This is a genomic window from Pseudalkalibacillus sp. A8 (assembly GCF_045920555.1).
GTDB lineage: Bacteria > Bacillota > Bacilli > Bacillales > Fictibacillaceae > Pseudalkalibacillus.
The window spans coordinates 1,388,189-1,412,546 of the sequence record NZ_CP174509.1; the positions used below are offsets into that span (position 1 = coordinate 1,388,189).

Consider the following 24,358-nt stretch of genomic DNA (forward strand, 5'->3'; position numbering starts at 1 on the left):
GACTGTATTCGGTCAAGACCCATTCGATTGTTCTGTACCTTTTTCGGAAAAACAAGCCATTACGCACATTTTATTGAAATCGTTAAATAGGAATGAACGATCGTATTTTCCAGAATAGTGTGAAAAATATGTTGTCTAGGATAAAATGGGAGCTGATAGAGTCGAGCACAAGAAGGAGTGTGAGCTTGAGAAAACCTGTTCAAAACGAATTTCTAAGGAGGCAATTCAATGGATCAGGTTGGAAAAAACTTTTTTCAGTAGTATTGATAGTGACATTGCTTCTAGGAATCTTACTTGCAGGTTATCCGGATGGACAGTCGATTGCGAAGAGCGACCAAGATTATGATATCATCCTTCAAAATGGAACGATCATCGACGGTACTGGGAAGGATCGTTATGTGGCAGATGTCGGCATAAAAGATGGGCATATCCTTTCTATTGGAAATTTAGATGATGAGCATGGGGATGAGGAGATCGATGTATCAGGAAAAATCGTTTCTCCTGGTTTCATTGATATCCACAGTCATGCCGATACGGATGTTTTGACGACGGCAAAGAGCTCGCTGACCCAAGGGGTGACGACCGAATTGTTGAGCCCTGATGGCGGCGGACCAGTGGATCTTGCAGCGCGATATGCTTTAGAAGAGGAAGGTCTTGCGATCAATATTGGAAGTTACATCGGTTTCAACTCTGTATGGGAAGAAGTAGTGGGATATGATGATCGAGCCGCTACAGAAGAGGAAATCGAAGAAATGCGTTTGCTTATTGAAAAAGCGCTTGAAGACGGTGCCTGGGGTGTTTCGGCTGGTCTGTTCTACACGCCTGGCAACTACGCAAAGACAGAAGAAGTGATCGATGTCGTAAATGTAGCGGAAAAATGGAGGACGAACTTTCCGAACCATATCCGTAATGAAAATAATCATGTAGTCGAAGCAACAGAAGAAACGATCAAGATCGGAGAAGGTGCAGGTCTTGTCCCGGTCATCACCCATATGAAGGTAATGGGTCCGAATAACTGGGGGAAATCGGAAGAAACGATCCGTTTGATCCAGGAAGCGAACGATCGGGGAACCTTTGCAGCAGCTGACCAGTACCCTTATCTCGCCAGCCAGACAGGTCTGACTGCGATTGTACCTCCATGGGTGCAAGACGGAGGCAGCGAAGAAATGCTCAGACGGTTTGCTGATGCAGATTTACGTCCGCAAATCGAGGAAGAAATTCATGAAACCATCGCCAGCCGTGTACAGGATGCAGCCGATGTCTATTTTCCGACAAAACAAAAGACCTTACAGGATATCGCGGATGAGCGAAGTGTTTCTCCTGGAGAAGCGACAATGCAACTCCTCGAAGACGAAGGTAATCTGAGGACCATTTATTTCTTCGGTCATCAAGAGGATTTTGAAAGGATCTTAGGAAATCCGACAACTGCCATCGCATCTGATGGTGGCGCTACGGTTTCAGAGAGTACCCAAGGAGATACGGTACGCAACCAAGAGTTCTTGGGAAGCTTGTCAGGGAAGACGGTTTGTTATCCCTGGAAGAAGTGATCAAGAAAATGACCGGTCTGCCAGCCAATATCATCGGCATGGTCGATCGAGGTTTCATTGCTGAGGGAATGGTGGCGGACATTACTGTATTTGATGAGAATACGGTAATTGACAAAGCAGACTTTGATAACCCGAAACAATATGCTGAGGGAATCGAGCATGTTCTAGTGAATGGCCAGGTTGCTCTGAAGGATGGTGAACTGAACGGCATACAGGCTGGACAAGCTTTGAAAAGGAGCTATGACATGCCTAGCCGTCCAATGAGTGTTGACCAGAATCATCGCGTCAAAGTTCATGGAAATGTTGAGAATAAGGATGGTAAAGCAGCAAAGGTCCATCTTACCATCAAACAAGGAAAAGATGATCTTCAACCAAAAGGTTCATTCAATTTGATCGATAAAGAGAATAATATCCACATCAAATCGACCGATTTAGGGTTGCTTCAAACTTATGAAGGCTGGGCAAGCTTTGTCGGAACGGCTAAGCTGAATAACTCTGACACCATCCTGCCTGTCATTTTCAAAATGGATGAACAAAATCCATTCACTGGTGACCGAACCATCGACATCCAAGTTGACGAATACCAATATAAAGGTGAATTGAATGGGAAACTGGATATTGAATAGTACCAGGAAAATTCTACATTGAAAATTTGTAGAAACTCAAATAGGGATAAGCTTCGGAGAACCGAGCTTATCCCTATTACTTATGAATCTAAATAAGAGAAGGCCTTCCTTTTGGTCAGGTAATAGGCAATCATGAAAATGATGATCTGGAATGGAACCGAGTATGTGTAACGCCAGTTTATCGGTTGATAGATATTCATCCAGGTTATGATAGGCTCAACTACATATGAAGTGACCACAGCAAACAACACAGCTTTGATAAGTGGATTGAGCTTTGGCTTGATTTGTAACAGGAACATGATGGTGACAGGCATTAAAGTCAAATCCCATGGCAGGTATGTAGGAAGGACTGGAATAACGTTATAACGATAATGCCAGAAACCTAATTGATCTCCTAAAACATCGAGGACGAGTGAAATCACTATTACAAAAAATGCAACATAGAGTAGACGATCTGTACTGTCCTTTTTACGGAACAATAGCCAAAGGATCCAGTGAATGATGGATAATGAAACACCGAACCACCAGAGAGGTGAAAAGAGAACAAAGGTCGCCCAGATGTCCACTTTCTTTTGGATCAGGCCTTCGATTTGATCGACATTTTCATCTATGATGGTGATGACCCTCGGATTTCCGTTCATAATGGCTCCTGTCAATTGATTTAGTTTTGTTTATTCTTTCAAGGAGAGCTCATCAATATTCCATGAAATGGTACAAGCACCTTACAAAAGAATAGAAGAGCATTTTTTTCATTACAAATAGACATATTTTGTGAAACAGGGGTTTACAAGTGTCGATATCTGTGATAAATTTTTGTTATCAAAATAATTTGAAAATTATAAAAGGTTCAGAGGCTGGGTGGTTTAATGAGATGAATTGGACGGCTGGCCAGTTTAAACAGGAACTCATCAAAGACTATAATAATATCAATCTTCGGATGTTTAATATAGGCGTTAAACGTCAAAAGATCGATATTATCGGGGAAAAAGTGTTGATTCTTGCTATACATAAGAGAATCCCTTCTCTTAAATATTTGGACGAGATGAATCGCTTTGTTACCCGGATTGCCGATACAGCCATCATTGATGCGTATAAGGAACAGCTGAAAATGACGATCGAAGAAAAATATGACATGAAGGTCCACTCCGTCTTGAAGGACTATGATCCTGTCACCGAGTATTCGGGGACGATCATCATCCTCGACAAGGTTGCAAGTGCTTATATCTCTGGGCTATGAAACTGAATAAGAATGACTGGTAGAATGAACTCTCTTTGAGTGCAGTAAAACCGTCAGTACAATCTTGCAGATGAATGTCTGCTTGATACGTGCTGGCGTTTTTTTATTGATTTTATAAAGGAGGAATGAAAATGAAAACAGTAGCCGATGTACTGGATGCACTGGATTTAATGACAGGAGGGAGGGTCGTCAAATCTCCAGGTGATGTGACGAAAGGGGACCATCCATTCGTCATGATGAAGACATCCAATCTTCCTGGGAAAGGAATCATGGAAATGCCAGGTCTCGTCTATGGAGACTGCGAGAAAGAGGTGAAAAAGCTGGCTGTAACGATGACGATGACGGAAGGAAGTATCGAACTAGCTGGAGCGACCGGGGTCGATGCGATCATCGCTCACCATCCAATCGCTGAAGCCGCCAATTCTGGCGGTGTCACATTAAAAAATTACCTCGATCTATATGATTTATCTGCCTTCGAACTCCATGAGGCTTTTCATGGTCTACATCCCGGCATTTCATTTTTACATGGACATCAAGTATATCGAACGGAAATCGCTTATGGCGGGGTTCATGGGAACATCTTATTTGTCGGACAAGCTGTGGAAGGGGTAAAGACGCTTGGTGACATGTTAACGAGGTTGAATATGTTCATGGGTGCTTCGGTCGAAGAAGAAATGATGCATATGGAACGAGAGATCAGGAAAGCTCCATCTTTGATTGAAACAAGTATGATGACTCGTGGGCGACTTGTATGGGGGGACGAAAATACGCCAGTGAACAACATCCTACATATATTTCCGCATACAGGCTTTACCTCCAACCATTTACGACAAGCTGTTGATGAAAATCCTGAAATCGATACTGTACTTGTCTCGATCAGCCGGATTTTCAATGGACACCCCCTTATTGAAACGGCAAAGGAACTAGACCTTAACTTTGTCATTGGAAACAGCCATGTTCTGGAAATTTTAGAGAACGGATTGCCATTAGCCTATGCTCTCGAAATGTTATTACCTGATGTGGAAATTGTTGTTTTTCAGGAACGTATAACCAGTACACCGCTACGGCAGATGGGCACGCCGAAAATCAAGGAATATGGTGAGGAAATGGCCTCCAGGTATCTCGCGAACAAAAGAGAAGCTGTCCGATCTTAAAAAAGAAGGGAGATGTAAACATGAGTGAACCGAAAATAGCAGTAAAGACACAGGTTGAAGAAGTCATTGTCCCAAAGCGTGAAAAGAGGAAATGGACCAGGATCGAAGTGGTCGGTCTTTGTTTAGTCATCGCTTCTCTGTTGACCCTTTTGATATCTCCAGGTGCATTGGCAGGATTATTCAACTCGATCATCGATCAGGTTTTCCCTGTTGTAGTAGAAGTATTCTTGACTGGTACGGTAGGGGTCGCGATCATCGTCAGTGTCATTATCGGCCGAGGGCTTGAAAGATTAGGGTTTACAGATGCCTTGATCAGGATTTTCATCCCTTTCACAAAATACATGAAAATCAATTCGTCTGTCGTCATTCCAAGTATCTATAACATCCTTGGTGATATCAATGCAGCAGGAAAGATTGCCGGACCAATACTGGTTCGAGCAGGTGCTACAAAGGCTGAACAGAAGATAGCCGTTGCTACGATGGTCCAGTCACAGCAATCGTTCGCTACCTTCATGCTTGGGATGGTCGCCATGACGGCTGTGGGTGTCAATGCTTTTGTGGTTGTCGTTTTAGCAGTGTTTTTACCGGTGTTGATCGTCCCTTTCCTTCTTTCAAAAACGCTTTTTCGGGATACAAAGGCGGTCCAGCTGGAACAACTGCCTAAATTCACTCCGAATACACGCTTCCTTCCGACCTTATTCAATGCGGCTCGTGAAGGGGCGGAACTCTTATTCCTTCTGATCATCCCAGCAGTTGCAGTGGTTTTCGCTCTCATCGGGGTACTCGACTATATCGGAATCTGGTCTTCAATCGAATCTGGGTTGTCAACAGCCCTTTTAGCTTTAAGTATCGATCCGGAAACAGGGATCCTGTCGATTTTAGCAAGCCCTACGCTGGCAATGGGCCAGTTAGCGGACGCTGCCAGCAACATGGATCCCCGATTGGTGATCGGGTCTTTCGTCCTGGCGTCATCCGGGCTACCATTATCAGCGGTACTCGGACAAATCCCGGTCATTTGGGCCGCCAACTCCGATCTGAATGAAAAGGAAGCGATGGGCGCGGCTGTTCTTGGCGTCGCCATGCGCATTGTCACTGCTTTCCTGATCGTCTATTTCTTGACACCGTTATTGGTCTGATCAAGGTGTTTCGGAAGGAGCAAGGAAAGATCGAATTGAAGTTGTTCAGGGGAAAGTTCCTGAACAGATTGATGATCGAGATAGAGAGGAATCTTTTTCCGTTGACTGGTTTCTTCTATTATAAAATGTAAGCGGACGAAACGGTCGATAGGGGAAAGTGAAACGCCTTTTGGCAGGATAAGCTGAACTAGGATCGTTTTCGGTTGAAAAGATGGACAGGGTACAAGCCGACATTCACTTGCTTGCAAATCTCCAAAACTTGAAGTATTAGCTGATTGGTGGTCGATCCTGCCTGTTGCCGTGATCCGTCTGTCAGGGAGGATCAACCCGTCTCTGTGATAAGCGTCCTTTCCGATCGAGGAAGATAGGCGCCGGCCATTCCACATGACCCATATCGAATAGGCATGGCCTGGTAATACAGGGAGAGCCATATTTGCTACCAGTTCGAATCCGATGTTACTCAAACCAACTCCCCCCTTCACGATGTCATACTAGAAGGTATGTTCAGAGAAAGGAAGTCATACTTTCCTTTTGGAGGAGAAAGATTTTTTGTCCATTCGTGGTCAGGTTTTGCAAATATTTTACTTCGTTAACCAAGTCTTTAGATTCCGATAATAGTAACTTCATAGTTTTATTCTATCCTTTTATTGGACTTACATATCGAAAGGATGGAATAGACGATGAAAAAACGATTGAAAAACGGATTGATGGCAGCCGCAATTTTCGGCCTTGTAGCTGGTATTGCCTCACCAGCGACTGCTGCTGATCAGAGTATGGACAAACCAGGTTTGAACCCGAACCAGATTCTGAATGTCGCCCATCGGGGAGCTTCAGGTCATGCACCAGAACATACGCTTCCAGCTTATGAATTAGGGGAGCAGATGAAGGGCGATTATGTTGAAGTGGACCTTCAGATGACAAAAGACGGTGAATTGATCGCGATGCACGATGAAACGCTCGATCGTACGACAGACGGGACCGGATTAGTCAAAGACGATACCCTCGATGAAATCAAACAGTTGGATGCAGGCAGCTGGTTCAATGAAATGAATCCGGAGATGGCGAAGGCAGAATATGAAGGCTTACAGGTGCCGACGCTTGATGAAGTGATCGAGAAGTTCGGGAAAAGCGCAAACTATTACATCGAGACGAAATCACCTGAAGTGTATCCAGGAATGGAAGAGAAGCTCCTGGAAACCCTTGAAAAACATAAATTGATCGGACCGAACAATCCTTCAAGCAAAGTGATCATCCAGTCTTTCAGCCCTGAAAGCTTGAAGAAACTCTACGAATTGGATCCGAGGATACCGCTAGTCCAATTGCTCTGGTACACAAGCCCTGCCACCATCACAGACGCTGAGCTCGAACAATACAAAGAGTACGCTGTCGGTGTCGGGATGAACCACAATCAGATCGATGAAGCCTATGTCAAAAAGGTCAGGGAACATGACCTATTGATCCACCCGTATACCGTCAATGAAAAAGAAGACATGCAAAAGCTCCTCGATTGGGGAGTCACCGGAATGTTCACCAACTACCCTGATCGGTTGAACGAAGTTTTGAAAAGCAGAAGATGATACAGAATAGAGGCTGTCCCAAAAAGGGTAGCCTCTATTCTGTATCATGAATTGACAAAAAATTTAAAATCTATTGACATCGTTCGCTAATGGGATTATAATTTTAAGAAATTTAAGCTTCAAAACTTCACTAAAATAAAGTTTAAGCTTCATTTTCCTTTTTACTTCAAAGTGTCTATCACCACGAAATGCATCACCTTCTAATTTTCACCAGTCCATCTACTCACAGCATCTACTCATCATTTGGCCTGTCTTTTTGAACCTTATCATCTATGAATCTCTCAATAATAAATTTTGTTGGTATGTTTGGAATCTGTCTCAGTAATGACCAAAAGAAAATCAGGGAGGGAGTTTTCATGAAAATTTTAACCGGACAAGTTTCACATGAGACCAATACCTTTTCGAATGTCCAAACAACAGAAGAGCTTTTCAAGCTATGGGAATGGGATCATAAGGAAGACATCGTCACGAAGCACAGGAAGGTGAGGGATTATCTAGGTGGGATCGTCGATCGTGCAGAAGAGTTGGGAATCGGGATCCTGCCGACCTTTTCAGCGTTCACCTATCCATCAGGCTTGATCACGCAAGAAGCTTTCCAGAGCATCAAAAAAGAACTGGTCCAGGCGATCCGGGAGTACAGCGATTATGATGCTGTCTGTTTTGCCATGCATGGAGCGGGCACGGTAGATGGCGTCGATGACCTTGAAGGCGAGCTGATGGAATTGATCCGTACTGAGATCGGAAACGAGATCCCGCTTGTCGTCACATTGGATCTCCACGGCAATCTCACCCAAAAGATGGTCGACCATTCGGACGTCCTGTTAGGGGTGAACTTTTATCCGCATACCGATTCGTATGAACGCGGGATTGAGGCTGTAGATGTCGCTTGCCAAATCGTAAAAGGTGAATTAAAGCCTACTTCCCATCTGACGAAGCTGCCGATGATGATCCCGACCTCGACAACGAACCTGCCTCCAGCCAAAACGATCAATGAATACTGCTGGGAAGCAGAAAAGCATCCATCCGTCATCGACTGCACCTTCTTTCATGGTTTTCCCTATACCGATATTCCGGATGTCGGTGTCTCCATCATTACGACGACCAATAACGACCCTGAACTGGCGAAAGAATTATCCGCTCAAACGGCAAAGAAGTTGTGGGAGCATCGCAATGAATTCATTCCTGAACCCATTTCTCCAAAGGAAGGGATCGAACTCGCCCTTGCTGAGTCTGGAGCTCCGATCGTCATAAATGAAACCTCTGATAATCCTGGGGGAGGAACTCCAGGTGATGGTACATATCTTCTCGAGGCGATGATCGAATCGAATCTGGAAAAAGCATGTTTCGGATATATCTACGATCCGGAGGTTGCAGAGAAAGCCCATGAGTGTGGTGCCGGCCGATACATCGATATCGAATTGGGCGGGAAGACCGACAATTTACATGGACGACCTTTGAAGCTTCACGCCTATGTAAAATGCTTATCAGATGGCCAATTCTTTCAAAGTTCGCCGATGTGGCAGGGGACAAAGGTCAATCTCGGGAAGTCTACGCGATTGGTCGTCAACGGCGTCGATATCATCGTTTGTTCCGTGAAATCCCAGGTTCTCGATGAACAAATTTTCAAATTGCACGGGATCGATGTCAGCGAGTATAAGATTGTCGCTTTGAAGTCCAGCCAGCATTTCAGGGCTGCTTTCGAGCCGATTACTGAAAAGATCATCACCGTCGATTCTCCGGGATTATCAACAATCGACTTTACATCATTTGACTACAAACGCTTGAGAAGACCGATTTTTCCATTGGACCGTGAAGAAGAGTTCGCGGATGCAAAGATACTCGCTGAGGAAAATGTATAGCTTTTAATAATTAAAGGGAGGTAACAGCATTGGAAAATTTCAAGGAAGATCGTCGATTCCGTCAATGCACGAAGGAAATGTGGATGACCATCCTATTCTTCATCTTCAATCTCCTTGTAACAGGCGGGATTTCATTATGGATCGGTTATAACAAACCGGTATCTGAAGTGGACATCGTGATGGGCTTTCCTGATTGGTTCTTCTATGGAGGGATCGTAGGATGGTTCCTACTCATGATCGGCGCTTATTTCATGGTCAAATTGTTTTTCAAGGATATGTCCCTTGAAGCAGAAGAAGGGGGAGAAAAGAAATGAAATGGGATGTCCTCATACCGATCCTCCTTTATCTGGTGATCACGTTTCTGATAGGAGGGTACTTCCATAAATTCTTGAAACAAAGAAAGTCCAGCTTCCAGGAGGAATTTTTCATCGGTGGAAGAAGCCTTGGACCAGTCGTTTTGGCGTTTACGATGCTTGCATCCGCAGCCAGTGCCGGTACATTCATCGGATCACCAGGTCTTGCCTATCAGATGGGTTACAGCTGGGTGCTCGTCGGCCTGACACAGCTTGCGATGGGGGTCTATATTCTGGGGATCCTTGGGAAAAAGTTTGCGATAGTCGCAAGGAAATTGAACTCGATCACCCTCATCGACATCCTGAAAGAAAGGTATCAAAGCCATACCATCGTCATCGGAAGTGCTCTCGGGATCATCATTTTCATCAGTGCCTATATGGTCGCCCAGTTTGCAGGCGGGGCACGGATCCTTGAGTCGATCACAGGCCTGCCTTACCAGGCTGGATTGTTGATTTTCGGTCTGGCGGTCGTCATTTACACCACATATGGCGGATTCCGCGCCGTTGCGATGACTGATGCGATCCAGGGCATCGTGATGATGCTTGGCGGAATCATCCTATGGGTCGTGTTCATGATCAAAACGGACGGCTTTACGGTATTGAATGAACAATTAGCCAATGCCCATCCCGAAATGATGACATTGCCAGGCGGGGCTGACCTGACACCGAGCATGTTCTTTTCCTATTTCCTCATGTTCGGTATTGCCGCGATCGGTTTGCCTCATGCTTCAGTCCGCGGCATGACCTATAAAGATTCGAAGTCGATGCATCAAGGAATCATCCTGAGCGGCATTATTATGGGGATTTTGACGTTCGGTTTCGTAACGATCGGACCATTGGTCAGGGTTTTATATCCAGACCTCGAGGTAGCTGATCTTGCGTTGCCATTTCTGATCCTGGATATCATGCCTGGATGGGTTGCTGGTCTTATATTGGCGGCACCACTGGCTGCGATCATGTCGACGGTCGACTCAATGCTTCTTGTCACGAGCTCGACCATCGTGAAGGACCTGTATCTGAATTACATCAACCCAAGTGCAAGTGAACGGAAAATTTCGAAGATCTCTTATTTCACGACATTGGCGATCGGGGTTGCAGTCGTATTGATTTCCTTGACTCCGCCAGAATATCTACAATTGATCGTCTTGTATGCGATCGGCGGTCTTGAGGCCACCTTCTTTGCACCGATCATTTTAGGGCTCTATTGGAAAAGGGCATCTACCTGGGGAGCGATCGTCTCCATGTATTCAGGCTTGATATCCTATCTGATCATTGCCCAATACTTCCCGAATCCATTCGGTATGCATACGATCGCGACAGCAATGGGATTATCCTTCCTGTTGATGATCGTCGTCAGCTATTTGACGCCAAAGCCGTCAGAAGAAATTATCCGGAAGTTCTGGGGAGCAGAGACAGTGCCTTTGGAAGAAAAGAGATCGATTGGATAAGCGCGCAATAGAAAGGAAAGGTTTTTAGATGGATCACATCAACGAAAGAATAAGAGAGAAATTCAATGCACTGACGAACAGACAAAAGACCGTCGCAAAATATTTGATCGATCATCCCCAAAAGGTTGCGATCCAGACGGCAAAAGAGATCGGTGCAGCGACGGAAACAAGTGAAACGACTGTGATCCGTCTTTGCTATACATTGGGGTTTTCAGGATTCAGCGAATTGCAGAAGCAAGTGAACACGTTTTTGATTGAAAAGAACCATGGTGATCCCTTGGAAAAATACCGCGAATCGACGGGGAGACTAAGTGCAAAGGACAACCTCATCCAACACATCATGAAACAGGATGTCGCTTCGATTGAAAAAACGTTCAGTAATCTTAGTAATGAAATGTACCAAAAAATCATCGATGCCATCCTCCAGTCCGAAAAACGTTTTATCGTCGGCCTGAGGAGTTCCTTTGCCCCAGCGAGCTGGCTTCATTTCAGCTTGAATATTGTTAAAGGGGACACCTTCCTTTACAAGGGAGAAATTGATGATGCCATCTACCTGCTCACAGAGATCGATGAGGACTCCCTGGTGATTGCATTTTCGTTCCCGCGATATATCCAGGAAACCGTTTCTTTTGCGAGTGCTGCGAAAAAAAGAGGGGCGAAGGTGCTAACAATCACAGACGATCCACTCTCACCTGTCGGGCTTTTGAGTGATTGGTTGATTAAAGTCGATACGCCTTCTGCGGCGGCTTTGAATGGAATGACGCCTATCTTCTCGGTATTGAATTTGTTGGTAAGCGGCGTTGCATCATCTGAGTGGAAGGATTTCGGGATACGGATCAATGAGTATGAACAGGTCAGCCAGGAATTCTTCCCCTTTTATAAAAAATGATCGTTGATCCATCTCAAAGAAATTACTGATAGGAAAGGAAACTTACAATGAAAATCGATCAAATCAGTTTATATAGACTTAAAATGCCCTTGAAATATCCGTTTGAAACCAGTTTCGGAAGATTGATGTTTAAGGATTTCAATGTAGTCGGCGTCCATAGCGGGGGTCAAGTGGGCTATGCCGAAAGTACATCACTGCCATATCCGGTCTATAACGAAGAAACGACTGGAACCGTTTCGTACATGCTGAAGGAATTTCTGATTCCCCGCCTTTTCTCAAAACAGGATATCGTCCATCCTCAGGAGGTCGACGAGCTATTCAGCCCGATCCGGCGCAACAATATGGCTAAGGCTGTGCTTGAAGGCGCAGTCTGGGATTTATACAGTAAACAGAACGGAATTTCGCTTGCCAGAGCCCTGGGCGGAAAAAAGAACGAAATCGAAGTCGGTGTCAGCATCGGAATCGAAGCCTCCATTGATGAAGTTATGGCTAAAGTCGAAAAATTTGTCGCAGATGGATATAAGAAAATCAAAGTGAAGATCAAACCAGGTTTCGACGTTGAGCTGATCAAAGCGATCCGAAAACGATTCGGAATGGACATCCCGTTGATGGCGGATGCAAACTCTGCCTATACATTAAAGGATATCGACCTGTTGAAGGAACTGGATCAGTACGGGCTGATGATGATTGAACAGCCGCTGGCTTATGACGATATCATCGAGCATGCAACCTTGCAAAAACAGCTCCAAACACCGATCTGTTTGGATGAAAGCATCCATTCTGCAGAGGATGCACAAAAAGCGATCGAATTAGGAAGCTGTAAGATCATCAATATCAAAGTTGGCCGTGTCGGTGGATTGACAGAGGCGATCAAAATCCATGATATCTGCCAGCAAAACAATATCCCGGTATGGTGTGGAGGCATGCTGGAAGCTGGTATCGGGAGAGCACATAACATTGCCCTTTCATCACTTGCTAACTTTACGATTCCTGGAGATACGTCGGAATCGAACCGTTATTGGGAGATGGATATCATTAATCCCGAAGTGGCCTTTAAAGAGCCGGGGAAATTGTGTGTACCAGAGTCAAGTGGAATCGGCTATGAAGTTAATGAAGAAGCATTGACCAAATATCTGGTTGAAGAAACGGTCATCAAAAACGATCAGGTGTTGCAATCATAAACGATTAAAGGAGGAATTTCCGTGTACGATCTAATCATTAAAGGCGGAAGGGTCTATGATGGAACCGAAAACCCTTGGACGACCTACGATATTGGGATCAAAGAGGGTGTCATCACCAGGCTGGGTGATTTGAGCGGAGAAAAAGCCGTCCAGGAAATCCGTGCAGAAGGTCTGGCCGTTTCTCCAGGTTTCATCGATACCCATGTCCATTCCGATTTGTTGTGTACGAAGCCAGAGATTCACAAGATCAAAGTTTTACAGGGTGTGACCACCGAATTGTTCGGACAGGATGGGATTTCTGTGACGCCTGTTTCTGAGGAAACGAAACCGTTATGGCAAAAGCAATTGAAAGGGCTGAACGGCGATATCGGGGATTGGCCGTGGAATACGGTAGAGGAATACCTGGATTTCCTTGATCAATCGACTATTGCCGGCAATGCGACTTACCTTGTTCCGCATGGGGCTGTGCGCACGCTTGTCATGGGCTTTGAAGGAAGGACCGCAACCAAGGATGAGATGGAACAGATGCGCAAACTTGTCGAAGAAGGGATGAGACAAGGGGCAGTCGGTGTTTCCTCGGGACTCGTCTACCCGCCGAACGTGTTTTCTGATAAAGAAGAACTCATCGCGATCTGTAAAGGTGCTGCCAAATATAATGGCTGCTTCGTCGTCCATATCCGTAATGAGAGCAACCTTTCCCTCGAAGCGCTTGATGAAGTCATCGATGTAGCAAGGCAATCCGGGGTCCGGCTCCACGTTTCCCATTTTAAAGTGGCCGGTACAATCAATCGGGATAAATTTGAACAAGCCCTTGAAAGAATGGATGCAGGCCGCCGGGAAGGAATCGAAATTACCTTCGACCAATATCCGTACACAGCCGGATCAACTGTCTTTCATGCGATCTTGCCGCCATGGATGCATTCCGGCGGAACCGAAGAGATGATTGGGAGATTGAAAGACCCGGTCATTCGTAAAAGGATCAAAGAGGACCTCGCTAATAAAGTAGATTACGAGAATTGGAGCTATAATTGCGGCTGGGAAAATATCACGATCACCGCAGTATCCACCGAACAAAACCGCTGGGTGGAAGGGAAGAACATGGTGGAAATAGCGAAGGCAAGGGGTGTAGAAACTGCTGAAGCGGCGTTCGATCTGTTAATCGAAGAAAATGCGGGTGTCACGATGATCGTTCATTGGGGCAATGAAGAAGATGTCATTTACGGGATGAGGCATCCATTGCAGATCGTCGGGTCGGACGGAATTTTCGGCGGGAAACCACATCCAAGATTATATGGAACCTACCCACGTGTCCTTGGACGTTTTGTCAGGGAGAAACAGGCACTTACGCTTGAACAAGCAATCCGCAAAATGACCGGGGCACCTGCCCAGCTGCTTCGTCTGAAAGACCGGGGATTCATACGTGAAGGGTATGCTGCCGACCTTGTCGTGTTCAACCCGGATACCGTGATCGACCATGCCACATATGAAGAGCCGTTGAAGGAACCAGCAGGGATCGAACATGTCATCGTAAATGGAACTGTCGCAGTCAGGGATGGAATCTTTACTGGAGAAACAGCAGGAAAGGTGATCAGACGTGAGCACAGCTATGCAAGCAAAGTTCAGGTATAACGTCATCACTGACTTCGATCACCTTGAAGAAATCGTAGTATTGCAAAAAGCCGTTTGGGGGGAAGATGTCGTCACTTCCCTTCCTCAAATGGTGGCGGCAAGCCATAACGGGGGAGTCGTCATTGCAGTGTTCGATGACACGAAGGAACGGATTGCTGGATTTTGCTATGGCTTTCCTGGGTTCAGCGAGCTTAGCGATAAACCCTATTTATGTTCTCACATGATGGCGATCTATCCTGAATATCAAAATCAAGGTTTAGGTGAGCAGTTGAAGTTCGAACAGCGGAAGTGGGCAATGCAGGCTGGCTATGAGAAAATCGTCTGGACGTTCGATCCACTGGAAGCTCGCAATGGTTACCTCAACCTGTGTAAACTTGGCGGGTATGCCAGAAACTACATTGAATCCGTTTATGGGGAAATGAAGGATAAGGTCAACATGGGGATCCCATCTGACCGGTTCCTTGTCGAATGGGATCTCCATTCATCTACCGTAACGAATGCGGCAAACGGAAGAAGAAACTTCCAAGCTGAATGGAAGGACTATGATACGTTGTTCAACATCCGGTGGGAGGATGGGATACCTGTTCCAGATGCCCTTAATGACATAGGGGCTGGACCGGGTTACTTACTGCCGGTGCCGACAAATCACAGAACGATCAAAGAATCTGCACCAGAAGTCCTCATGGACTGGAGAATGGCGATCCGCAGTACAGCACAAAAGGCTTTTGCGGCTGGATATAAGGTGGTGGGGATCTTAAGGGATCCATCCATCATGCATTATGTGCTGGTACAAACTAGACAACCAAGGGAGAACAGTAAGAATGCAGTTGATAAGTAGTGTAAAACAATGGGTGAACGACAACGAAGAGCAGCTGTTCGATACGTATGCCCGATTGCATGACCTGGCAGAGGTCAGTTGGAAAGAGGAAAACACAAGCAAATACCTATGTAGCAAACTTTCAGAAATAGGCTTTTCCTATCAAACATTTGAAAGCCATCATGGAATCGTTGTCGACTGGAAAAGCAAGACGAAAAGGGCCCGACAATCGCGTTGCGTGCGGATATGGATCTCTATGGCAGAACGTGGACGGTGTATGGAAAGCGAACAATTCCTGCGGCCATGATTCCCATATGACGGTGGTGCTCCATACGTTAATATGCTTGAAGGAGATCGGCTATATGCCTGAAGACGTCAACGTCAAATTGATTTTCCAACCTGCCGAAGAATCCGGCAAGGGCGCGATGAAGGTGATTGAGGAAGGCATACTGGAGGACGTCGACTATTTACTCGGCCTCCATGTGAGACCAGAAATGGAGATGTGCTTTGGCGAGGTGTCACCAGCCATCCATCATGGTGCGACCACGTTGCTGAAAGGAAAACTGAAAGGCCTGCAGGCACATGGATCCAGACCGAATTACGGAACCAATGTCGTCGATTCCCTTGGCGCGATTATCTCCATTGTAAATGCCGTGAAAGTCGATCCGACCATAGCAAGCTCAGTGAAAGTGACCCAGGTGAAAGCCGGCGGTGACAACGTCAATATCATTCCGGATGAAGCGGAATTCGGCATTGACGTACGAGCCCAAACGAATGAAGCGATGGAAACTTTGCTTGAAAAGGTCATAACTGCCGTCGAATATGCAGCAAAAGCGAATGGTAGTGAGGTTGAAGTGGAGATTGCCGCTCGGATGGTCGCAGCCATTCCAAATTCATCGATGGAAAAAGTCGTGGCAGAAGCGATCGTCGATGTAATAGGAGAGGATGCTACCGGTCACGCCAGGAGGAGAAGACTTTCATTTTTATCCGAAGAACAAGCCTGACATCCAAGCCACCATGGTCGGTCTCGGCACAGGTTTGACCCCTGGCCTGCATCACCCGAACATGACGTTCAATTTATCATCACTGAAAAATGGTGTCGCTGTCTTAGCAGCCTCGATGATCAAGTTGTCTGAACAGATAAAAACGAAATACCAAAAAATGGATGACAGTAAAAAGGGATAGATTCCGGAATGCAGTCTATCCCCATACTTATCTCATTTTTCCAACGCTGAACTGATTAAAAGCCTCCTATTAAGCTGATCAGCTTCCTCTAATGCTTTTTCTTCGTTCAAGATTTCTTGAGGTTTTACCCTTTCACCTATGATATAGCCCTTGAACTCCACTCCGATGAAATCACAGATATACCTGAACTGATCCACTAAAGAAGCCCTTTTATGCGAGAGTCATCTCCGCCTACTACGAGCAGGTAAGTTTTTTCTTTTTTTGTAAATTACTTGAATATCGAAAACTTCTCATCTAGGTGAAGGGCAGGATTTGGGAGGATTGGATTTTCCTCTTTTTTTTTAGTAAAAGGTCCACATTCTTGAATAACTATGAAGGAATTATTAGGAAGGTAATCGAAAGAATAGAATTGTTAAGTGAAAAGAATATAATGATTAAAAGTCAATAAATTTAAGGAAGTGATTAGGTGGGTACTACTTTTAATGTTATTGATAAAAAGGTAGATGTTAGAGGATTTAGATTAAATTATAGTTATAGATTTTCCAAACGAGAAAGCCAATGAAGGTCTTTTAGACCGCCTTTAGGCATGGGATGAAAGTGAGGTCAGATACGGAGTAGCTTTTGATGCTTCAAGTATCTGAAATATGGTATACTTTTCCTATAGACAAGCAAAAGTCTTTAAAACATTTCTCGTTCGTTGAAAATTAGATATAGTATAAGGTTGCATGAACGAATTCATTTCATGCGTAAAACTATATGTGTCGTCAAACACAAGACGCTAAAACACTTATACGAACTGTGATTGATGGTAAAAGTCAATCAGCCTAAGATGCTATATGCACTGTCTTAGGAGGGTAATGAGATACCCTTATCTTGAAGGCTGTTCAAAACAGAAATGGACTACGAACGCTTAGTCATTCAAGAATCCCACCCGTTTCACCGTAAGGTGTAGGGCTTGCGGCTTTAGCCGTGGGAGTCTCAAGGCTTAGATTATTTGAATGAAGTGCTTGATGACGCTCCGTTTCCATATGTGAGCGCAAATGTGTTCATGGATGACGGCGACGATGATCCAACAAATGATGATTACTATATTAAGCCATATGAGATTATCAAGAAAAAAGTAGTGGATGAAGAAGGAACAAATCAGGTTCTGCGCGTAGGAGTGACCGGTGTTGTAACACCACAAATCATGCAGTGGGACAAGGCTCATCTTGAAGGAAAAATCATTACGAAGGACATTGTAAAATCAGTGAAGGCCGTTATTCCGAAGATGAAAGAGGATGGAGCAGATATCATTATTGTGCTTGCCCACTCCGGAATCGGTGATGCAGAATATGTAGAAATGGAAGAAAACACGGCATATGATTTAACAATGGTTGATGGTGTTGATGCCATTATTACCGGTCATAATCATTTAAACTTCCCTGGTGATTTTAAGAATCTTCCTGGAGTGGATGGGGAGAAAGGAACGATTAATGGCGTTCCCGTTGTGATGCCTAGCAGCTGGGGTAACAAGCTTGGTGTGATGGACTTGACGCTTTCAAAGGTAAAGGGTGATTGGATTGTAAAAGACTCCAAGACAAGCTTGAGAGCAATCTATTCAAAAGAATCAGGAAGTATTGTCGATGCAGACCCAGAAGTGTTGGAAGCTGTAAAGGAGGCACATGAAGGTACGGTGAATTATGTGCGTCAGCCAGTAGGGACAACAACGGCTGATATCCACAGTTACTTCGCACTTGTTCAGGATGACCCTTCCATCCAAATTGTAACGAATGCACAGAAATGGTACATTGACAATCAATTGAAAGGTACAGCTGACGAAAACACGCCAATTCTATCGGCGGGGGCGCCATTTAAAGCAGGTGGCAGAAACGGAGCTAACTATTACACGTTTATTCCTCAAGGGGAGATCGCCGTGAAAAACGTAGCAGATCTATATCTATATCCTAACACGGTTGCAACTGTCAAGGTAACAGGTGCAGATGTAAAGGAATGGCTGGAAATGTCTGCAGGACAGTTCAAGCAAATTGATCCTGACAGCAACAGCGAGCGAGCTTTAGTAAATAATGATTTCCCAACTTACAACTATGATGTCATTGACGGCGTAACTTACGAAATCGATGTGACAGAGCCGGCTAAATATAATAAAGACGGCAACCTGATCAACGCTGAAGCGAACCGAATCAAAAATTTACAATACAACGGAGAGCCTATCAGCTTGGAGCAGGAATTCATTGTTGTTACAAACAATTACCGTGCAGGCGGGAATTTTCCTGGGGTAAGAAACAACAAAGCAGTTGAATTGTATCCAGATGAAAATCGACAGGTCGTCATCGACTATATTCGAGAGCTTGGTACGATTGACCCGTCTGCTGATGGAAACTGGACATTTGCACCAACCGGCAAACAGGTAAACGCAACATTCGAATCTTCAAGAGAAGCAGTAAATGTACTGCCTGACAATGGAATAATAAAATATGTTGGCGAAACATCAAACGGCTTCAGCAAATACTCGATAGAACTGCCATAACAAAAAGGTGCCTATCCCCCTCGTTTTTACAGTCTTAAAGCAGGGGACAGGCACCTATCTTTTTACATTTAAAGAAAGTATAAAATACTTCTTCAATATAAGCGCAACTAAGGCTCAACCTGCGCTAAAGGCTTGTCAAAGCCCGAGTTTTCTTTACGCAAACAGGTTGGTGTTACTGTTTGGAAATATTAAAAACCATGATGGATTGGGAATATGACTATGAGATTGGATATAGGGTTCAAATAAACAAAACAATTACTTTAGAAAACAGCTTTTGAAAAAGATCTTTTATTATCCAAATATAGATCTTGTAATGATAAATAAAATGGAAGGAGCCAAAAGACAACCTAAACCAGTATAAAAGGTGGCAGTCATCGCCCCATATGGAACCAGTTTCGGATCGGTAGCTGCCAAGCCTCCTGCAACACCACTTGTCGTCCCCATAAGCCCTCCGTATACGATAGCTGAACGAGGGTTATCCAGACCAATATACTTAGCAATGAAAGGAGTGCCGATCATGGTCAGGATAGATTTTACCAGTCCTGCTGCAATACTTAAGGTAATGACTTCCGAACTCGCTCCTAATGCAGTACCTGTCACTGGTCCGACTATGTATGTTGCAGTTCCCGCTCCAATAGTAGTCAAACTGACCGCATCAGTATACCCGAATGCTAAAGCAATGGCTACACCCACAATAAAGGATACCACTACACCAAGAAAAAGGGAGAGGATACCGGTGAATCCGGCTTTTTTAATTTCTTCGATGTTAGCACCAAAAGCCGTCGCAACGATAGCAAAGTCCCGAAGCATTCCGCCACCCATCAATCCAATGCCTGTAAAGATTCCGATGTCGGATAATCCTTTCTCTCCACCGGTCGTGACACCTCCGATGTAGGCAAGAACCAACCCGACAAGGATTGCAATTGCTGATCCATGAAGCCTTCCTTTAGTGAACTTATCAGATAGCATATAGGAGAAGTACATGACAACACCGACTAACGCAAACGAAAGAATAAGCCCATTTTCTTTAAAAACATCACTTAGCATCTCGAACATGATCGCTACCTCCAATCAGTTCATCGGTAATCGTGTTCTGTTTTTCCTTTCCGATTTTACTTAAAAGCGGGACCAATGCCCAACTGACAAAAACAGCAGCAACTCCTGCAAGGATGGCGAGGGGACCTCCGTCAATAGCACCGAATACATTTTGTTGGGATGCCATAGCAATAACGATCGGTATGTACATTGCACTCCAGAATGCCACGCCTTCTTGTGATTTGACAGTCAATTTCTTTTTCTTCTTCAAATGATCGACTGCTAAGACAAGTACCAACATGGCTATACCGACCCCACCAACATTTGCTTCTATTCCAAGAAGGGCTCCTAACAAATCTCCTATGAATGCACCTGCCAACATACATAAGGCTAATAATGTAACTCCATAAATAACCAATGAATTCACACCTTCCTCTTATTTTTTTACACAAACCAAATGGTTTTCCGACTGAGTGGTAAAAATAGAGCTTTTATAGGATTCTTTGTTGTCATTCATGAAGTGATCAAAATGAGGGGGAATTCAAAATACGTAAGCGCTTCCAAAAAATATACAGACGGCAATCAACTGTCGACAATTTATATCACTCATCATAAAGGTCGTGGCCAAAAAAATCAAATACTATTTTAAATTTTCTAAAAATATTGAATAGTGGGTAATCGGGGTGTTATAATTTAAATCGACAGTCGACCAAAATCAGATATATGTAAGGGAGGCCACAAAATGGGGAGAATCGATTTAAGCAATAATGCATTATCCAATCATATAGCTGAACATATTACAGAACAAATCATCACTGGTGAGTTGAATCCTGGAGAAAAACTGATTGAAAGTACATATGCAGAAGAATATGGAACCAGCCGAGCTCCTGTCAGAGAGGCGATATTCCTGCTGACGATTGAAGGATTAGTAGAACGGATTCCCAGAAAAGGAGCAGTAGTAAAAGGGTATAGTGAAACTGAGATTTATGATCTGTTGGAAATCAGAACAATGTTGGAATCAATGGCGATGAACAGGATCGCTGAATATGGTGTAGATGTGAAAATCCTTGAAGAGATGAAGTCGATCCTTTCGAAAATGGAAGAAGGGGTTGAGGTGGACCAATATACGCAGCTGAATCATTCATTTCATATGTGCCTTATAAAAAACAGCAAAAGTGACGTCATAAAAAAAATGTATTCAAAATTGAAGCTGCCTCTGTTGAGAATTCAAAACCTTTCTTTCGGGACTGAAGGAAACATACAGAAGTCCCTTAAAGAGCATGCGATCATCATAGATTTGTTGGAAAATAATAAAATCCAAGAAGCGACAGATGTGTTGAATCAGCATAATCGGGATGTAATCTTGAACCTCCGGAAATATTTATTTGAACAGGGCGATCTGCATGAGAAGAAGTCATAGTCTGTTTCCCAGTGTCCAGGTGATATCGAATAGAAACACCTGGATTGTATTTTTGTGATTATTGTCGACAGACGACAATTAAAAACTGATTATGAGAAGGGTGATAAGAGTGAAGGTAGCTTTCTTGTTTCCAGGACAAGGCTCCCAGGAACCTGACTTGATCAGCAATTTACCGGATCATCCAGCTATCAGAAGTACAATCGATGAAGCAAGTGATGTACTTAACGAAGATATAAGCCAATTAGATAATGTACATAGGTTGAATTCCAATAGGAATGTGCAGGTATGTTTACTGGTTACAGGCGTTGCATCCGCCAGAGTATTGAAATCCGAGGGGGTTAGGCCTGATATGGTGGCAGGCCACTCTGTGGGGGCGTTCGGATCCGCAGTAATCGCAGAGGTAATGGAGTTCCGGGATGCCCTATCCATTGTGAAACGAAGGGGCGAGTGGATGGAAGAAGCCTATCCAACCGGATATGGAATGGGAGTGATTTCAGGGCTCACAAAAAGAAAAGTGGAAGAGATCATCGAAAAGGAAAACAATGAAGAGGAGCCGGTGTATCTGGCTAACGTGAATTCGAATGATCAATTTACGGTTTCCGGCTCGTTTTTGAGTATGGACCGTATTTTGGAGGTGATGAGGAAGGAAGGAGCGAGAAAAGCAGAACGATTGAATGTGAGTGTACCATCACACTGTCCATTGATGGGACCTGTAGCAGAGAAATTGGATGAGGCTTTAAAAACCATCCCATTCAAGAATCCATCCATACCTTATGCAGGGAACAGAAATGCCAGACCTTTACGTGATGCCAAAGCGATAAAAGAGGATTTGGCTTCCAGTGTAGCGTACCCTGTCCGATGGCATGAGGTAATTTCCTTATATTATGAATTGGGTGCCCGATTATTTGTCGAGTTGATGCCTGGACGTGTATTGACAGATCTGATCTGCCAGTCTTTTCCCACAGCCCGTTCGCTTGCTGTTTCAGCCAGCGGTTTACATTCAGCGAAAATGTTGACTGAACATACCCGGCAGATGCCACATTGAAAAAGTTGAAAGGAAGGATATGAATGTTTGGAATAAAACAAATGACGCAAAGTCGATCATGGACAACGAAACGAGATGCAAAAGCGGAACGGCTTGCTGGAATTGCTGGAATCACGTCTGGAAAGGTCATACCGACCGATCGAATCACCGAGACTATGGAAGCACTAATCAAACCTGGAGATCGCGTCGTTTTGGAGGGGAACAACCAGAAACAAGCCTCATTTCTTTCTTCTGCTCTCAACGAGGTAGATACAACTAAAGTTCATGATTTACATATGATCATGTCCAGTATTTCACGTCCTGAGCATTTGGATCTTTTTGATAAAGGAATTGCAAATAAAGTGGATTTTGCTTATGCGGGACCTCAAAGCTTACGAATAGCCCAAATGCTGGAGGATGGAAAACTGACGATGGGGGAAATTCATACGTATTTGGAGTTATACAGTCGATTGTTTGTTGACCTGATTCCATCGGTGGCATTGGTTGCTGCAGAAAAAGCAGATCATGAAGGAAACCTTTATACAGGGGCTAACACTGAGGAAACACCAACACTTGTAGAGGCTGCTGCATTTAAAGACGGAATCGTCATCGCACAGGTCAACGATTTGGAGGATGAGTTACCAAGAGTAGATATTCCTGGTTCATGGATCGATTTTGTTGTGGTGGCGGATCAACCTCTCGTATTGGAACCTTTATTCACGAGGGATCCACGTCATATTACGGAACTCCAGATATTGATGGCGATGATGACGATTCGGGGTGTTTATGAGCGACATGACGTCCAGTCGCTTAATCATGGAATCGGTTACAACACTGGTGCGATCGAGCTATTGTTACCGACATATGGGGAACAGCTAGGTCTTAAAGGAAAAATCTGCAGGCATTGGGCCTTGAATCCCCATCCGACTCTCATACCTGCAATCGAAAGTGGTTGGGTCGAAAGCATCCATTGTTTCGGTGGAGAAGTAGGAATGGAGAAATATATCACGGCTAGACCGGACGTGTTCTTCACTGGGAAAGATGGAAGTCTGCGCTCGAATCGAACCCTCTCACAATTAGCTGGTCAGTATGCTGTTGACCTATTTGTAGGATCTACGCTTCAAATGGATCGTGAGGGAAATTCATCAACTGTCACATCAGGGCGTCTGGCCGGGTTCGGCGGGGCACCGAATATGGGCCATGATCCAAGAGGAAGAAGACATTCGACGCCAGCTTGGCTGAATATGATGACCTCTGATGATCCGCTTGCCAGAGGGAAAAAGCTTGTCGTACAAGTCGTTGAGACCTTCCAATCTGGAAATTCACCTGTTTTCGTGGAATCTTTGGATGCAATAGATGTTGGGAAAGAAGCTGAGCTGGCCACAACTCCTGTGATGATTTATGGCGAGGATGTGACCCATGTGGTTACAGAGGAAGGGATTGCTTATCTTTATAAAGCGACTAGCATGGAAGAACGCCGGGAGGCAATTGCAGCTGTGGCAGGCGTAACGCCGATCGGAATGGAACATGACACAAAACGCACAGACAAACTACGACGAAAAGGCCTTATTGCTTTACCTGAAGATCTTGGAATCCGCAGGACAGAAGCGAAGCGTTCACTTTTAGCCGCTAGAAGTGTGGAAGAGCTTGTTGAATGGTCTGATGGATTGTATGAACCACCTGCAAAATTCCGGAGTTGGTAAGGAGTGGG

24 protein-coding genes and 1 pseudogene are annotated in these 24,358 nt (G+C 44.6%); 20 read left to right on the forward strand and 5 right to left on the reverse strand.

What is annotated here, in order from left to right:
* The first annotated feature begins 185 nt into the window (after positions 1-185).
* The gene (locus ACJROX_RS07250) at positions 186-1,547 is read left to right on the forward strand and encodes an N-acyl-D-amino-acid deacylase family protein (protein WP_408010076.1); all 1,362 of its coding nucleotides are present in this window, start codon (positions 186-188) and stop codon (positions 1,545-1,547) included.
* Positions 1,544-2,173: an amidohydrolase family protein gene (locus tag ACJROX_RS07255; protein WP_408010077.1), complete on the forward strand. Its 630-nt coding sequence runs from the start codon at positions 1,544-1,546 to the stop codon at positions 2,171-2,173. Before ACJROX_RS07250 ends, ACJROX_RS07255 begins: the two co-directional genes overlap by 4 nt.
* An 80-nt stretch (positions 2,174-2,253) precedes the next feature.
* Here ACJROX_RS07255 and ACJROX_RS07260 read toward each other — a convergent pair whose 3' ends face one another.
* Complete coding sequence (locus ACJROX_RS07260) at positions 2,254-2,814, reverse strand: CBO0543 family protein (RefSeq protein WP_408010078.1); 561 nt, start codon at positions 2,812-2,814, stop codon at positions 2,254-2,256.
* Positions 2,815-3,044: 230 nt separating this feature from the next.
* On the opposite strand from ACJROX_RS07260, the gene ACJROX_RS07265 reads away from it, so the two are divergent.
* The 3 genes from ACJROX_RS07265 to ACJROX_RS07275 all read left to right on the forward strand — a co-directional run bounded on the left by ACJROX_RS07265 (position 3,045) and on the right by ACJROX_RS07275 (position 5,700).
* The gene (locus ACJROX_RS07265; protein WP_408010079.1) at positions 3,045-3,410 is read left to right on the forward strand and encodes a DUF2294 domain-containing protein; all 366 of its coding nucleotides are present in this window, start codon (positions 3,045-3,047) and stop codon (positions 3,408-3,410) included.
* A 131-nt stretch (positions 3,411-3,541) separates the two neighbouring features.
* Positions 3,542-4,564, forward strand: coding sequence for a Nif3-like dinuclear metal center hexameric protein (locus ACJROX_RS07270; protein ID WP_408010080.1), 1,023 nt, complete (start codon positions 3,542-3,544; stop codon positions 4,562-4,564).
* Between the two features lie 20 nt (positions 4,565-4,584).
* Positions 4,585-5,700 (forward strand): hypothetical protein, encoded by a 1,116-nt coding sequence (locus ACJROX_RS07275; RefSeq protein ID WP_408010081.1) that lies wholly within the window; start codon positions 4,585-4,587, stop codon positions 5,698-5,700.
* On the opposite strand, the gene ACJROX_RS07280 is transcribed toward ACJROX_RS07275, so the two are convergent.
* A complete protein-coding gene (locus ACJROX_RS07280) occupies positions 5,673-6,164 on the reverse strand; it encodes a hypothetical protein (protein WP_408010082.1) in 492 nt (163 codons plus the stop codon). The two genes, ACJROX_RS07275 and ACJROX_RS07280, sit on opposite strands and share 28 nt — an antisense overlap.
* Before the next feature lie 216 nt (positions 6,165-6,380).
* Here ACJROX_RS07280 and ACJROX_RS07285 point away from each other — a divergent pair, with 216 nt between their 5' ends.
* The 11 genes from ACJROX_RS07285 (at position 6,381) to ACJROX_RS07335 (ending at position 16,638) form a co-directional block, all read left to right on the forward strand.
* Entirely contained in the window at positions 6,381-7,277 is an 897-nt protein-coding gene (locus ACJROX_RS07285) for a glycerophosphodiester phosphodiesterase (protein ID WP_408010083.1), read from the forward strand.
* A 356-nt stretch (positions 7,278-7,633) separates the two neighbouring features.
* Positions 7,634-9,136, forward strand: a complete 1,503-nt coding sequence (locus tag ACJROX_RS07290) for a M81 family metallopeptidase (RefSeq protein WP_408010084.1) — start codon at positions 7,634-7,636, stop codon at positions 9,134-9,136.
* Positions 9,137-9,165: 29 nt separating this feature from the next.
* A complete protein-coding gene (locus tag ACJROX_RS07295) occupies positions 9,166-9,450 on the forward strand; it encodes a YhdT family protein (RefSeq protein ID WP_408010085.1) in 285 nt (94 codons plus the stop codon).
* Entirely contained in the window at positions 9,447-10,937 is a 1,491-nt protein-coding gene (gene panF, locus ACJROX_RS07300) for a sodium/pantothenate symporter (RefSeq protein ID WP_408010086.1), read from the forward strand. The genes ACJROX_RS07295 and panF overlap by 4 nt, the downstream gene beginning before the upstream one ends.
* 28 nt (positions 10,938-10,965) lie before the next feature.
* On the forward strand, positions 10,966-11,826 hold the full coding sequence (locus tag ACJROX_RS07305; protein ID WP_408010087.1) for a MurR/RpiR family transcriptional regulator: 861 nt from the start codon (positions 10,966-10,968) through the stop codon (positions 11,824-11,826).
* Positions 11,827-11,873: 47 nt separating this feature from the next.
* Positions 11,874-13,007: an o-succinylbenzoate synthase gene (gene menC / locus ACJROX_RS07310; protein WP_408010088.1), complete on the forward strand. Its 1,134-nt coding sequence runs from the start codon at positions 11,874-11,876 to the stop codon at positions 13,005-13,007.
* Positions 13,008-13,028: 21 nt separating this feature from the next.
* A complete protein-coding gene (locus tag ACJROX_RS07315) occupies positions 13,029-14,636 on the forward strand; it encodes an N-acyl-D-amino-acid deacylase family protein (protein WP_408010089.1) in 1,608 nt (535 codons plus the stop codon).
* A complete protein-coding gene (locus ACJROX_RS07320; protein ID WP_408010090.1) occupies positions 14,602-15,474 on the forward strand; it encodes a GNAT family N-acetyltransferase in 873 nt (290 codons plus the stop codon). Before ACJROX_RS07315 ends, ACJROX_RS07320 begins: the two co-directional genes overlap by 35 nt.
* Entirely contained in the window at positions 15,458-15,760 is a 303-nt protein-coding gene (locus ACJROX_RS07325) for a hypothetical protein (protein WP_408010092.1), read from the forward strand. The genes ACJROX_RS07320 and ACJROX_RS07325 overlap by 17 nt, the downstream gene beginning before the upstream one ends.
* Before the next feature lie 7 nt (positions 15,761-15,767).
* Positions 15,768-16,457 carry a M20/M25/M40 family metallo-hydrolase gene (locus tag ACJROX_RS07330; RefSeq protein WP_408011604.1) on the forward strand — a complete coding sequence of 230 codons (690 nt, stop codon included), beginning with the start codon at positions 15,768-15,770 and terminating at the stop codon, positions 16,455-16,457.
* On the forward strand, positions 16,399-16,638 hold the full coding sequence (locus ACJROX_RS07335; RefSeq protein ID WP_408010093.1) for a M20/M25/M40 family metallo-hydrolase: 240 nt from the start codon (positions 16,399-16,401) through the stop codon (positions 16,636-16,638). Before ACJROX_RS07330 ends, ACJROX_RS07335 begins: the two co-directional genes overlap by 59 nt.
* 32 nt (positions 16,639-16,670) lie before the next feature.
* Here ACJROX_RS07335 and ACJROX_RS07340 read toward each other — a convergent pair whose 3' ends face one another.
* A complete protein-coding gene (locus ACJROX_RS07340; protein WP_408010094.1) occupies positions 16,671-16,835 on the reverse strand; it encodes a hypothetical protein in 165 nt (54 codons plus the stop codon).
* Between the two features lie 785 nt (positions 16,836-17,620).
* On the opposite strand from ACJROX_RS07340, the pseudogene ACJROX_RS07345 reads away from it, so the two are divergent.
* A pseudogene (locus ACJROX_RS07345) lies at positions 17,621-19,168 on the forward strand (bifunctional 2',3'-cyclic-nucleotide 2'-phosphodiesterase/3'-nucleotidase); the annotation flags it as partial.
* Between the two features lie 291 nt (positions 19,169-19,459).
* On the opposite strand, the gene madM reads toward ACJROX_RS07345, so the two are convergent.
* Positions 19,460-20,224, reverse strand: coding sequence for a malonate transporter subunit MadM (madM, locus tag ACJROX_RS07350; protein ID WP_408010095.1), 765 nt, complete (start codon positions 20,222-20,224; stop codon positions 19,460-19,462).
* The gene (gene madL / locus ACJROX_RS07355) at positions 20,205-20,621 is read right to left on the reverse strand and encodes a malonate transporter subunit MadL (protein WP_408011605.1); all 417 of its coding nucleotides are present in this window, start codon (positions 20,619-20,621) and stop codon (positions 20,205-20,207) included. The genes madM and madL overlap by 20 nt, the downstream gene beginning before the upstream one ends.
* Before the next feature lie 324 nt (positions 20,622-20,945).
* On the opposite strand from madL, the gene ACJROX_RS07360 reads away from it, so the two are divergent.
* The 3 genes from ACJROX_RS07360 to mdcA all read left to right on the forward strand — a co-directional run bounded on the left by ACJROX_RS07360 (position 20,946) and on the right by mdcA (position 24,350).
* Positions 20,946-21,623, forward strand: a complete 678-nt coding sequence (locus ACJROX_RS07360; RefSeq protein ID WP_408010096.1) for a GntR family transcriptional regulator — start codon at positions 20,946-20,948, stop codon at positions 21,621-21,623.
* 109 nt (positions 21,624-21,732) lie between these two features.
* On the forward strand, positions 21,733-22,668 hold the full coding sequence (mdcH, locus tag ACJROX_RS07365; protein ID WP_408010097.1) for a malonate decarboxylase subunit epsilon: 936 nt from the start codon (positions 21,733-21,735) through the stop codon (positions 22,666-22,668).
* Positions 22,669-22,691: 23 nt separating this feature from the next.
* A complete protein-coding gene (gene mdcA / locus ACJROX_RS07370; protein ID WP_408010098.1) occupies positions 22,692-24,350 on the forward strand; it encodes a malonate decarboxylase subunit alpha in 1,659 nt (552 codons plus the stop codon).
* The last annotated feature ends 8 nt before the right edge of the window (positions 24,351-24,358 follow it).